9 protein-coding genes are annotated in these 11,937 nt (G+C 75.6%); 4 read left to right on the top strand and 5 right to left on the bottom strand.

Features of this window, described 5'->3' with window-relative positions; all coding sequences use genetic code 11:
• The first annotated feature begins 46 nt into the window (after positions 1 to 46).
• The 4 genes from Cpa01nite_RS12005 (at position 47) to Cpa01nite_RS11990 (ending at position 5,298) form a co-directional block, all read left to right on the top strand.
• Entirely contained in the window at positions 47 to 1,327 is a 1,281-nt protein-coding gene (locus Cpa01nite_RS12005; RefSeq protein ID WP_203669002.1) for a sensor histidine kinase, read from the top strand.
• On the top strand, positions 1,324 to 1,983 hold the full coding sequence (locus Cpa01nite_RS12000; protein ID WP_203669001.1) for a response regulator: 660 nt from the start codon (positions 1,324 to 1,326) through the stop codon (positions 1,981 to 1,983). The genes Cpa01nite_RS12005 and Cpa01nite_RS12000 overlap by 4 nt, the downstream gene beginning before the upstream one ends.
• A gap of 70 nt (positions 1,984 to 2,053) precedes the next feature.
• The gene (locus Cpa01nite_RS11995; RefSeq protein WP_203669000.1) at positions 2,054 to 2,701 is read left to right on the top strand and encodes a TetR/AcrR family transcriptional regulator; all 648 of its coding nucleotides are present in this window, start codon (positions 2,054 to 2,056) and stop codon (positions 2,699 to 2,701) included.
• Between the two features lie 41 nt (positions 2,702 to 2,742).
• Positions 2,743 to 5,298 carry an MMPL family transporter gene (locus Cpa01nite_RS11990; protein ID WP_203668999.1) on the top strand — a complete coding sequence of 852 codons (2,556 nt, stop codon included), beginning with the start codon at positions 2,743 to 2,745 and terminating at the stop codon, positions 5,296 to 5,298.
• Positions 5,299 to 5,395: 97 nt separating this feature from the next.
• Here Cpa01nite_RS11990 and Cpa01nite_RS11985 read toward each other — a convergent pair whose 3' ends face one another.
• The 5 genes from Cpa01nite_RS11985 to Cpa01nite_RS11965 all read right to left on the bottom strand — a co-directional run bounded on the left by Cpa01nite_RS11985 (position 5,396) and on the right by Cpa01nite_RS11965 (position 11,852).
• Positions 5,396 to 6,667 carry a chloride channel protein gene (locus tag Cpa01nite_RS11985; RefSeq protein WP_203668998.1) on the bottom strand — a complete coding sequence of 424 codons (1,272 nt, stop codon included), beginning with the start codon at positions 6,665 to 6,667 and terminating at the stop codon, positions 5,396 to 5,398.
• Between the two features lie 215 nt (positions 6,668 to 6,882).
• Entirely contained in the window at positions 6,883 to 8,790 is a 1,908-nt protein-coding gene (locus Cpa01nite_RS11980) for a glycoside hydrolase family 127 protein (RefSeq protein ID WP_203668997.1), read from the bottom strand.
• A gap of 29 nt (positions 8,791 to 8,819) precedes the next feature.
• Entirely contained in the window at positions 8,820 to 9,635 is an 816-nt protein-coding gene (locus Cpa01nite_RS11975; RefSeq protein ID WP_203668996.1) for a carbohydrate ABC transporter permease, read from the bottom strand.
• Positions 9,632 to 10,573 carry a carbohydrate ABC transporter permease gene (locus Cpa01nite_RS11970; protein WP_203668995.1) on the bottom strand — a complete coding sequence of 314 codons (942 nt, stop codon included), beginning with the start codon at positions 10,571 to 10,573 and terminating at the stop codon, positions 9,632 to 9,634. The genes Cpa01nite_RS11975 and Cpa01nite_RS11970 overlap by 4 nt, the downstream gene beginning before the upstream one ends.
• A gap of 10 nt (positions 10,574 to 10,583) precedes the next feature.
• Complete coding sequence (locus tag Cpa01nite_RS11965; RefSeq protein ID WP_203668994.1) at positions 10,584 to 11,852, bottom strand: sugar ABC transporter substrate-binding protein; 1,269 nt, start codon at positions 11,850 to 11,852, stop codon at positions 10,584 to 10,586.
• Between the last annotated feature and the right edge of the window lie 85 nt (positions 11,853 to 11,937).

The raw sequence follows: 11,937 nt of genomic DNA, 5'->3' as shown, positions 1-11,937 counted from the left end.
CCGTTCGGAGGACCCGCCCGGCGACGCGGCGTGCTGGGATGGCGGCGTGCCCCTGCGACGCCCCGCCCGGTGGCCGCGGCTCGACGACCGCGGCGTCGCCCTGGCGTACCTGCTCGTCGGCCTGCTGCTGCTCGGGCTCGGCGTGACCAGCTCCGCGGCCGCCCCGGCCGGCCCGGCGGCCGACGCCGTGCACGCCGCACTCCTCGTCGTCGGGTGCGCGGCCCTCGTCGCGAAGCGCCGGCACCCGCTGCTCGTGCTCCTGGTCGCGACGGCGACCTTCGCCGGCAGCCTCGCGGTCGGCGGGTCGGTGGGCCTGCTCCTCGTCCTGTGGGACGCGCTCTACACGGCGGCGATCCAGGTGGCGCCGCGGACCCGGCGCGGCCTGGTCGCCGCCGTCGCGGTGCTGACCGCCGGGGCGGCGGTGGCGGGCGGCGTCCTCGGCGGCGACCTCCGCGACGCCGTCCAGGCGCTGCTGTTCGCCGTGGCGCTGCTCGTCACGCCGCTGTGGTGGGCCGCGGACGTGCGCAGCCGGACCGAGCTGGCGGCGTTCGAGGCGCGGCGCGCGGAGCTGGAGCGGCAGCGGGCCGACCTCGCCCGGGCGCACGCGGCCGACGTCGAGCGGATCGCCGACCTGGACCGGGCCGCGGCCGTCCGGGGGGAGCGGGCCGCGATGGCCCGCGACCTGCACGACGTCGTCGCGTCCCGACTGTCGGCGATCGCGATCCACGCCGAGGCGGCGCTCGCGGGACCGCCCGGCGGCGACCGCGACCGGGACGCGCTGCGCGCCGTCCGCGCCGAGGCGCTCGCGTCGCTGGACGAGATGCGGGCGATGGTCCTCGTCCTTCGGGGCGCCGACGAGGAGGCGCCGGTCCTGGCCGCCGCCGGGCTCGACCGGCTCGGCGACCTGGTGGCGGACGCCCGGGCGCGCGGCCTCGACGTGCGCCTGACCGCGCCGCCGCACGCCGCGCTGCCCGCGGTCGTGGACCAGGCGGCGCACCGGATCGCGGGCGAGGCGCTCGCCAACGCCGCCGCGCACGGGCCGGCCGGCGGCCGGGTCGACGTCGCGGTGCGCGTGCCCGACGACGCCGGGACCCTGGAGCTGGAGGTGCTCAGCGCCCTCCCCGCGGACGCCGCGACGCCGGCCGACGGGCGGCCGGGGCTGCGGTCCGGGACCGGGCTGGTCACCATGCGCGAGCGGGCGCGGTCGATCGGCGGCGACGTGGTCGCGGGGCCGGAGGGCGACCGCTGGCGGGTGCGCGCGGTCCTCCCGCTCGCGGGGCCCGGCGCGGCGCCGGGTGCGGTGCCCGCCGCGGCGGTGGCCCCGTGACCGTCCGGGTGCTGCTCGCCGACGACCACGGCGCGATCCGCGCCGGGCTGCGGCTGATGCTCGACCAGGCGCCGGACGTCACGGTGGTCGGCGAGGCCGCCGACGGCGCCGCCGCGGTCGCGAACGCCCGCGCGCTGCGCCCCGACGTCGTGCTGATGGACATCCGGATGCCCGGCACGGACGGCATCGAGGCCACCCGGCGGATCGTCGGCGAGGGGCTCGGCCAGGTCCTCGCGCTCACGACCTTCGACCTCGACGAGTACCTGTTCGGCGTGCTGCGCGCGGGCGCGGTCGGGTTCCTGCTCAAGTCGGTCGGTGCGGCGGAGCTGGTGGACGCGGTGCGGCGGGTCGCGGCGGGCGACGGCGTCCTCGCGCCGGAGGTGACCCGCCGGGTGCTGGCGGCGTCCGTGGCGGGCCCGGGTGCCGCGCCGCCCGCTGACGCCCCCGGCCACCCCGGGCTGGACCTGCTCACCGCCCGCGAGCGGGAGGTGCTCGTCCTGCTCGGGGAGGGCCGGTCCAACCAGCAGGTCGCCGAGGCACTCACCGTCTCCGAGACCACGGCGAAGACGCACGTCAGCCGCGTGCTGGCGAAGCTGGGCTGCCGCACCCGGCTGGAGGCCGCGGCGCTCGCCCACCGGGCCGGCCTGGTGACCTGAGCCGCAGACCACCTCGGTGCACCCCGTGCACGGTTGCACTGAGTGCACGCACGTGCCTACGGTCCTCCCCGTGACCACCGACAGCTCCACGACCGACCGGCGGGCGGCCCTCAAGGCACGCTCCCGCCGCGCGATCCTGGACGCGGCGGACGCCCTGCTCGCCGAGCGCGGCGGGCCGCAGTTCGGCGTGGACGAGCTCGCCGAGCGCGCCGACGTGTCGCGGCGGACGGTGTTCAACCACTTCGGGTCCCTGGACGACGTCGTGCTGACCGTCTGCACCGAGCGGCTGGGCCGGGTCATCGACGAGGTGCAGGCGGCCGCGACCGCGACGCCGGTCGGCGACGGCAGCCGGTCCTCGATGTTCGACGAGCTGGCCCAGACGCTGCGCGGCGCCGACCTGCCGCCGGCCATCACCTACCTCGCCGGGGCGCTCGGGCCGCTCGCCGAGGGCAACGACCCCCGCGCCCAGGCGCTGGCCGAGGAGGCGTTCTCCCGGGTCGCCGACCACCTGGCCTCGGAGCTGGTGCGCCGCTACCCGCGCGCCGACATGCTGGACGTCCAGCTCCTCGTCTCGTCCCTGGTGCACGGCGTCGCCGTGATCGCCCTGCACTGGGTCACCACCACCGACCCCGCCGCGCCGGACGCGCGCGCGGCGTGGGACGCCCTCGTCGACCGGCTCATCCACAGCGTCCGAGCCGGGTACATGCCGGAGCGCTGACGCCCCGCCACCCCCACCCATCCAGCGAGAGAACAGGGACCATGGCAGGACTCCTCTACCGAATCGGGCGCTTCTCCGCCCGCCGCGCCTGGGCCGTCGTGACGGCCTGGGTCGTGGTGCTCGCGCTCGCCGTCGGCGCGTACCTCGCGTTCGGCGGCCAGCTGACCTCGGCCGTCACCATCCCCGGCACCGCCACCGAGCGCGTGACCGACCAGCTCGCCGAGGAGTTCCCCGCCGCGAGCGGCGGCTCCGGCACGGTCGTCTTCCACACCGGCGGCGACCAGCCCTTCACCGACGAGCAGCGCGCCGCCATCAGCGCGACGATCGCCGAGGCCGCGGAGGTCGACGGGATCGCCGGCGTCACCGACCCGTTCACGACCACCGAGGACCTGGCGGCGCAGCAGGCGCAGATCGACGCCGGGCGTGAGCGGCTCGCGGCCGGCGAGGCCCAGCTGGAGGCCGGCGAGGCGCAGGCCGCCGCGGGGCAGCAGCAGCTCGACCAGGCCCAGGCGGCGCTCGACGCCCAGCGCGCCCAGGCCGAGGCAGCCGGCGCGCTCGCGCAGGTCCAGCCGCAGCTCGACGCGGCCCAGGCCGAGCTCGACGCGCAGCAGGCGCAGCTGGACGCCGGCACCGCGGCGGCGGAGCAGGGCCGGGCGGAGCTCGAGGCGCAGCGCACGCAGCTCGAGGACGGCGCCGCCCTGCTCGAGCTCGCGAGCGAGATCCGCCAGGTGTCCGAGGACGGGTCCGCCGCGGTCGCGAACGTCTCGTTCAAGGCTTCGCAGTTCGAGATCTCGACCGACACCCAGGACGCGGTCGTGGCCGTGCTGGAGGACGCCGACCTCGCCGGCGCCGAGGTCGAGCTGTCGAACAACCTGACCCAGGGCGTGCCGAGCGTGCTCGGCCCGGGCGAGGTCGCGGGCGTGATCATCGCCGGCGTCGTCCTGCTCATCATGCTCGGCTCGGCGATCGCCGCCGCGCTGCCGATCGTGTCCGCCCTGGTCGGCGTCGCCGTCGGCGCGGTCGCGTCCCTGTCGCTGTCCGGCGCCGTCGAGATGCTGTCGGTCACCCCGGTGCTCGGCCTGATGCTCGGCCTGGCGGTCGGCATCGACTACTCCCTGTTCATCCTCAACCGGCACCGCCGCCAGCTGCGCGACGGCGTCGAGCTGGAGGAGTCGATCGGCCTGGCCAACGGCACCGCGGGCAACGCGGTCGTGTTCGCGGGCGCCACCGTGTTCGTCGCGCTGCTCGCGCTCAACGTCACCGGGATCCCGTTCCTCGGCCTCATGGGCTCGGTCGGCGCGTTCTGCATCCTGATCGCGGTCCTCATCGCCATCACCCTCACCCCGGCGCTGCTGTCCCGCATCGGCCTGAAGGTGCTGCCGAAGAAGAAGCGGGCGACCGTCGGCCACGAGGAGCCCGAGGCGGTCCCGACCAGCCCCATGCGCACCTCGCGCGCCGTGCTGACCCTGGTCGGCGGCCTCGCGGCCCTGCTCGTCATCGCGATCCCCGCGCTGTCGATGCGCCTCGGCCTGCCCACGGGCTCCGCCGAGCCGGAGGAGTCGACGCAGTACCAGGCGTACTCGATCACCGCCGAGAAGTTCGGCGCCGGCGTCAACGGACCGCTGCTCGTCGTCGCGGACCTCCCCGAGGCCGTCGCCGAGGAGGACCTGGTCGGCGAGCAGGTGCGCCTCGGCCAGGAGCTCGCCGGGTTCGACGACGTCGTGGCGGTCGCGCCCATCGGCGCCAACGAGGCCGGCACCGTCCTCGCGTTCCAGGTCGTCCCCGAGGGCGGTCCGGAGAGCGAGAGCACCGAGCAGCTGGTCCGCGACCTGCGCGACGCGTCGCCGCTGGAGGGTGACGTCGAGCTCGGCGTGGCCGGCTCCACCAGCGCCAACGTCGACATCTCGGAGAAGCTGGCGAACGCCCTGCCCGGCTACCTCGGCATCGTCGTCGGCCTGTCGCTGATCATCCTGATCATCGTGTTCCGGTCGATCTTCGTGCCGCTGACCGCGACGCTCGGGTTCGTCCTGTCGCTGTTCGCCGGCCTCGGCGGCGTCGTCGCGATCTACCAGTGGGGCTGGCTCGGCTCGGTGTTCGGCGTGCACGACCCGGCGCCCGTGCTGAGCTTCCTGCCGATCATCGTCACCGGCATCCTGTTCGGCCTGGCGATGGACTACCAGCTGTTCCTGGTGTCCGGTATGCGCGAGGCGTTCGCCCACGGGGTCGACGCCCGGGTGGCCGTGCGGCGCGGCCTGCACGCCGGCCGCGTGGTGGTCACGGCGGCGGCGATCATCATGGCGTCGGTGTTCGCCGGCTTCATGTTCGCCGAGTCCGCGATCATCCGGCCGCTCGGCTTCGGCCTGGCGTTCGGCGTGCTGCTCGACGCCTTCGTGGTCCGCATGCTGCTGATCCCGGCCGTCATGCACCTGGCCGGGAAGCACGCGTGGTGGATCCCGAAGTGGCTCGACCGGATCCTGCCGGACGTCGACGTGGAGGGCGCCTCGCTGGAGCGCAGCCACCCGCACCCGATGCACCGCACCTCGGCCGACCCGGACCAGGGCGCCCCGTCGGAGGGCGAGCCGGCGCACCGCGCCTGACCGCCCGCACCCTCGAGTGGAGCGTCCTGCCCGACACGCCCGGCGTGTCGCGGCAGGACGCTCCACTCGTCTCCACGCCCCGGCGTGCGGGGTGGCGTCAGGCCGTGCGCGGGGGCGGGTCCAGGAGGCGGACCGTCAGCAGCGCCGCCGCGGCCGCGAGCACCGCCGCCGGCGCCGTGTCGAGCCCGGCCCGGCCCACCAGCAGCGCCGCGAACAGCACCGCCGACAGCAGCAGCCGGCTGGTCGCCGCCATCCCGGCGGCCGCACCGACGGCCACCGCCAGCGTCGGCGACGCGTCCAGCACCGCGACCGCGACCGACGCCAGCCCCACGCCGAGGAAGATCGCCGGGAAGATCGGCCCGCCGCGGAACCCCGCGCCCATCGTCACCGCGTACGCGAGCCCCTTCGCTACGACGAGCACCAGCACGACGCCGACCGACTCCTCCGCCACGAGCGCGGGGATCGACGCCTGGCCGGAGAACAGCACGTCCCGCGGGTCCGCGCCGAGCCCGCCCGCCGCGAGCGCCAGCAGCCCGACGCCGAGCCCGCCCCCGAGCAGCAGCGGCACGCGGCCCACCCTCGGCTCCGTCGCCTGCACCGCCCTCGCCAGCCGACGCGCCCCGGTGATCACGACCGCCGCGACCACCCCGACGACCAGCGCGAGCAGCAGGGACCCGGGCCGGACCCGGTCGTACTCCGGCAGGTCCGGGACCGCGAGCCCGGCCATCGGCACGCCCGCCCAGTCGCCGAACCCGGTGACCAGCACGTAGGCCACCGCGGCCGCGGCGAGCGGCGGCAGCAGCGTGGCGGCGGCGAGCGCGCCCGCCCCGGCCTCGAGCAGCAGGATGCCCGCGACGAGCGGCCCGCCGAACAGGGTCGACATGGCCCCGGACGCGCCCGACGCCCCGAGCAGCCCGCGCGCGGGCCCGGTCACGCCGGTCCACCGGGTGACCCACACCCCGACGATCCCGCCGAGCGCCATCAGCGGCGCCTCCGGTCCCAGCACGGCGCCGAACCCGAGGCTCGCCAGCGCCGCGAGCGCCACGCCGCCCGCGGCGACCGGCGGCAGGGGGTCCATGCTCAGCCCGGCGACCGGCGAGTGCCCGCCGTCGCCCGGCAGCCGGCGCGCGGCCGCGACGAGGAGCGCGCCGACCAGCGGCAGCCCGAGCACGAGGTACCAGGGCGGTCCGTCGGCGCCGAGCGCTTCCGGCAGCTCGGTCCACAGCAGGTCCTGCAGCACGTGCACCGCGCCGACGAACGCGAACGCCACCACCCCGGCGGGCAGCCCGACGAGCGCGCCCAGCAGCGTCAGCCGGGCCAGGTCCCGCGTCGGGACGGCCGTGACCTCGGTCGAGCCGGTGGCGGGCACGCCGCGACCGTACCGACGCCGGTCGCAGCCGGTCCCCACCCGCCCGGGATGACCCCGGCTCGCGCCGCCGACCTCCGCGCCGCCGACCTCCGCGCGGCCGACCGCCGCGCCGCCGCGGAGGGGCGAGGTCGTCACATCGCGCCGAGGTCGTCACACGTTCATGACGACCTCGCGCGGATGTGACGACCTCGCGGCCGGGAGCGGCGCCCGCGGGCTCAGACCACGGGCAGCCACACCCGCATCGTCGACGGACCGCGGTTGCCCCACCGGTGGTACGGCACCAGCGGCACCGCGCGCGGCTCGCCCGCGGCGCCCTCGGCGGGCCGGTCGGCGTACGGCCAGTCCTCCTCGGGCACCGCCACCGTGCGGGCGCGCACGGTCACCGCCCCGTCCCGCGCCTCAGGCGCGACGCCCGCGTCGACCCGGGCCAGCGCGACGTCCTCCCCCAGGTCGACCGACTCCAGGGCGTAGACCAGCGGGCCCGCCTCGACGGCGACCTGGCCGCGCACCGCGTCGACCCGCGGGTCGGCGACCGTGAACCGCGGCGCGACCGGCAGGTCCAGCACGACGCGGCCCCCGGCGCCCGGACCCGCGACCGCCACGTACCCCGGCTCCGCCGCGCGCGGCCCGTCGCCGGCGTCGACCGTCGCGCCCGCGCCCCACGCGGGGACCCGCAGCGTGAGCGTCCACGCCGCCGGCGCCTCCTCGACCGTCACGAGGACGCGGCCGTCGTGCGGGTACCCGGTCTCGACCCGCAGCCGCACCGGCTCGCCGCCCACGATCGCCGCGACCGTGCCCGCGGCGTACTGGTGCAGCTGCACCCCGTCGTCGTCCGCGCTCGCCACGTAGGCGGCCAGCGAGGCGACGGTGCGGGTCACGTTGGTCGGGCAGCAGGACACGTTGAACCACGGCGCCCGCAGGCTGGCCGCCGCGCGCGGGCTCGGGACGTCGGGGTCGGGCACCTCGCCGGGGACGCGCTGCTGCAGCGGGTTCGTGTAGAAGAACGCGGTGCCCTCGGCCGACGGCGACGCGGCGAGCACGTTGAACAGCGTGCGCTCGACGGCGTCGGCGTGCCGGGCGTCGCCGGACTGCAGCAGCAGCCGGTGGTTGGCCATGACCGACCCGATGCCGGCGCAGGTCTCGGCGTACGCGCGGTCCGGCGGCAGCTCGAAGTCGAGCCCGAACGACTCCCCCTCGTGGTGCGCGCCCATGCCGCCGGTCAGGTAGGTGCGGCGCGCGAGCGCGGACCGCACCTGCCGGGTGACGGCGCCGAGCAGCTCGGTGTCGCCGTCCTCCACCGCGAGGTCCGCCGCGCCCGCGGCGAGGTAGAGCGCGCGGACGGCGTGCCCGCGCAGCGTGGTCGACTCCCGGATCGGCTCGTCGTCCTGGAAGTAGGACCGGCCGAGCTCGATGTCGTCGAGCACCCCGTGGCCGCGGCGCTCGACGAACAGCCGGGCCTGGTCGAGGTACCGGTGCTCGCCGGTCAGCCGGTACAGCTCGACGAGCGCGGGCTCGATCTCCGGGTGCCCGTCGACGCCCTGGCGCCCGTCCGGCCCGAACACCTCGCACACGTGGTCGGCGGCGCGGATCGCGACCTGCACCAGCTCGTCGTCCCCGTGGGTCCGGGCGCGCGCGACGCCGGCCTGGATCAGGTGCCCGATGCAGTACAGCTCGTGGCCCCACTCCGGGTCGGACCAGCGCGCGCCCTGCCCGGGGCGGCCGAACATGGTGGAGATGTAGCCGTCGGGCTCCTGCGCGGCGGCGACCCGGGACGCGAGCGCGCGGAGCCGGCGGTCGAGGTCGGCGTCGCCGGTGCGGCCGACCTCCCAGGACATGGCCTCGAGCAGCTTGTAGATCTCGGAGTCGGAGAACTCGCGGCCCCGGCGGCCCTCCGGCAGCGTGCCGGCAGCGGCGAGGTCGAAGTTGGCGGCCCAGCCCATGCGCTCCACCCAGCGCTCGGTGTGCGCGATCATCGCGGTGGCGTTGCGGTGCTGCAGCTCGCCCCAGAAGCCGCCGTCGAGGCGGACCTCGTCGAGGCCGAGCGGGCGCCAGCGGGACGCGGACGGGACCACCGGGCGGCCGTGCTGGGCGGCGCGGTCGACGGCGGGTGCGGACGTGGTCATGTCGCCTCCAGGGCGCGGGCGGGCGGCGGTCACTTCACCGCGCCGACGGTCAGGCCGTCGCGCAGCAGCCGGTAGGTGCTGCTGAACACGACGAGGATCGGGATCGAGGTGAGCACGGCCAGCGCCATGAGGCCCGGCCAGTTGATGCCGAACGCGCTCACCTGCTGGGCGAGCAGCGCGGACAGCGGGTACTGCCCCGGCGTCAGGTAGAAGTTCACGGCGTAGAGGAACTCGCCCCACGCCAGCAGGAAGGTCAGCGTGCCGACGGTGGCCACGCCGTTGCGGGCGACCGGCAGCACGACCGACCAGAAGGTGCGCAGCATGCCGGCGCCGTCGATGGACGACGCCTCCTCGATCTGCGGCGGCACGGCCCGGAAGAAGGGCCGCAGCAGCAGGGTGGCGAACGGCGTGAGCAGCGCGGCGTCGGCCAGCACCACCGCGGCCGTGGTGTCGAGCAGCCGCCAGCCGCTGAACGCCTGGAACAGCGGGATGACGGTCGCCGTCTGCGGCATCATCTGCAGCACGATCAGCAGCCCCAGCGCCGCCGTGGGGAGCAGGCCGCGCGTGCGCGCCAGCCCGTACGCCGCGGGGATCGCGATGAGCAGCACCAGCGCGGTCGTGCAGGTCGCGATGGTGACGGACTGCAGCAGCGCCCGGGCCAGGTCGCCGCTGAGCGCCTCGACGTACGCGGTGGTCACCGGGCGGAACAGGAACGTGCGGCTCGGGTCGAACACGTCGTCCGAGGACTTCACCGAGGTGAGCAGGATCCACAGGATCGGGACCCCGTACATCAGCGTGAGCAGGACTTTGGCGGCGACCGCCGCCGGGCCGGCCTTGACGGTCATCCGTCCGCCTCCTCGCGCTTGATGCTCCGGGCGTAGACCACGGCGAGGACCAGCACGCCGACCACCGCGAGCGCGGAGGTGGCCGCGCCGAGCCCGTAGTCGTAGCGGACGAAGGCCTGCAGGTAGCCCAGGAACGGCAGGGTGTTGGTCGCGGTGCCCGGGCCGCCGTACGTCATCACGTAGATGAAGTCGAAGGACCGGAACCCGTAGACCAGGGTCAGGATCAGCAGCACCAGCGTGGTCGGGCGGACCGACGGCACCATGATGTGCCGGATCTGCTGCCACTTGCTGGCGCCGTCGAGCTGCGCGGCCTCGAACACCTCGGGGTCGATGGTCATGAGCGCCGCCCGGAACACCAGCGTGTTGAACGGGATGACCGCGAACGCGTTGACGAACGCGACGGAGAACAGCGCCCAGTGCTGGTCGTAGAGGAACGGCACCGGGGTGTCCCGCAACCCGGTGCTCAGCAGGACGGTGTTGATCAGGCCGGCGTCGTTGAGCAGGAACTTCCAGACCGAGCCGTTCACCACCGGCGGCAGCGCCCACACGAACACCATGAGCGCGAGCAGCCAGGCCGACCACCGGCCCGTGGTGCGCAGCGCGATCGCGGCGCCGAACCCGACCAGCATGCCGAGCACGGTCACGACGACGACGAACACGAGCGTGCGGCTGATCGCGGGGCCGGTCTGCCCGGTCTCGAACCCGCGGCGGATGTTGTCCAGGCCGGTGAACAGCCAGTCGGCGTTCAGCGTCGCGGCCGTGACGTCGCTGACCGCCATCCGGACGAGCTGGACCAGCGGGAACAGGCTGAACAGCCCGAGGAACAGGGCGGCGGGCAGCAGGAACACGATCCGGCTCCCGCCCCGACGACGCCGGGTCGTCGGGGCGGGACCGGGACCGGCCTGCCGCGCGGGCGCGGTGGTGGCGGCTGCGGACACGGGTGCCTCGTCAGCCGATCTGGCTCTGCAGCGCCGCGACGGCCTCGTCGGCCGCCGCCTGCGGGTCCTTCTGGCCGCCGATGACGGCGGACCAGGCCTGGCCCACGGTGAGCTGGACGTCGGCGACGGCGGCCGGCGGGATCACCGGGTCGGGGTAGCTCGCGCCGAAGTCCGCGATCGTCTGCGCGAACGGGTCGAGCAGCTCGTTGCCGGTCACGACGTCGGCCTCGGCGGTGTCCGCGCGGGACGGGATCGAGCCGACCAGGTCGGGCGCCAGCTCCTGGCCCTCGACGTCGAGGTAGGTGCCCTGCAGGTACTCCCACGCGAGCTCCGGGTCGTCGGCGTGTGCGCCGATGCCCTGGCCCTCGCCGCCCAGGTACACCTGGCCGGTGTCGCCGAGCGGCAGCGGGACGACCCCGTACGCGAAGTCGGCGTCCGACTCGGCGGTGCCGATCTGCCAGTTGCCGTTCTGCGCGAAGGCGACGTTCCCGGCCGCGAACTGCTGGAACGGCACCGTCTGGTCCCAGGTCACGGCCTCCTGGGTCAGCCAGCCGTTGTCGACCCAGCCGCGCACCCGCTCGAACCCGGCGCCGAGGGCGTCCGCGTCGAGGTTCTCGTAGTCGAACCCGGCGTCGCTGATCCACGGGTACGCCTGCCACTCGCCCTGCGACTGCGGCAGGCCGGACAGCGTGATGCCGCCGTACCCGGCGTCCTTCGCGGCGGCCATGGCGTCCTCGAGCTCGTCCATCGTGGTGGGCGGCTCGACCCCGATCTCGTCGAGGATGTCCTGGTTGTACCAGAGGCCCAGCAGGTTGACGTAGCCCTGCACCGCGTACAGCTGGTCGTCGACCGAGTGCAGCACCGAGTCCGGGAACTGGTCGGCGTCGGCGAACTCCGCCCACTGCTCGTCGAGCGGCGCGAGCACGCCGCCCAGCGCCAGCGTCGCGGCCTCGGCGCCGTTGAACACCACGACGTCCGGGCCGGTGCCGGCGCCCGCGGCGGACACCAGCTTGGAGTTCATCTGGTCGTAGGGGACGTACACGTTCTCGACCGTGGCGTCGTTCTCCGACTCGAACTTCTCCTTGTACGCGTCCATGAGCGCGACCTGGTTGGGGTCGGAGAAGTAGTGCCAGACGGTGACGACCCCGTCGCCCTCGCCCCCACCGCCGCCGGAGGTCGCGCCACCGCCGCCGCCGGCGCTGGTGCCGCCCGAGCAGGCGGCGAGCCCCAGCGCGCCCGCGGCGGCCAGGGCGATGAGGGAGGTGCGTCGTGCGTTCATGCGGACCGGTCTCCTCGTCGAGTGCGGTCGGTGGCCGGGCGTCGGTGCCGCGGCCATCGCTGGTGCGCCGTCCCGGACGAAACCT

The sequence above is a fragment of the Cellulomonas pakistanensis genome (assembly GCF_016862755.1).
Lineage (GTDB): Bacteria > Actinomycetota > Actinomycetes > Actinomycetales > Cellulomonadaceae > Cellulomonas > Cellulomonas pakistanensis.
Note: the sequence above shows the minus strand (reverse complement) of the source record. Positions and strands in the feature narration are given on the sequence as shown.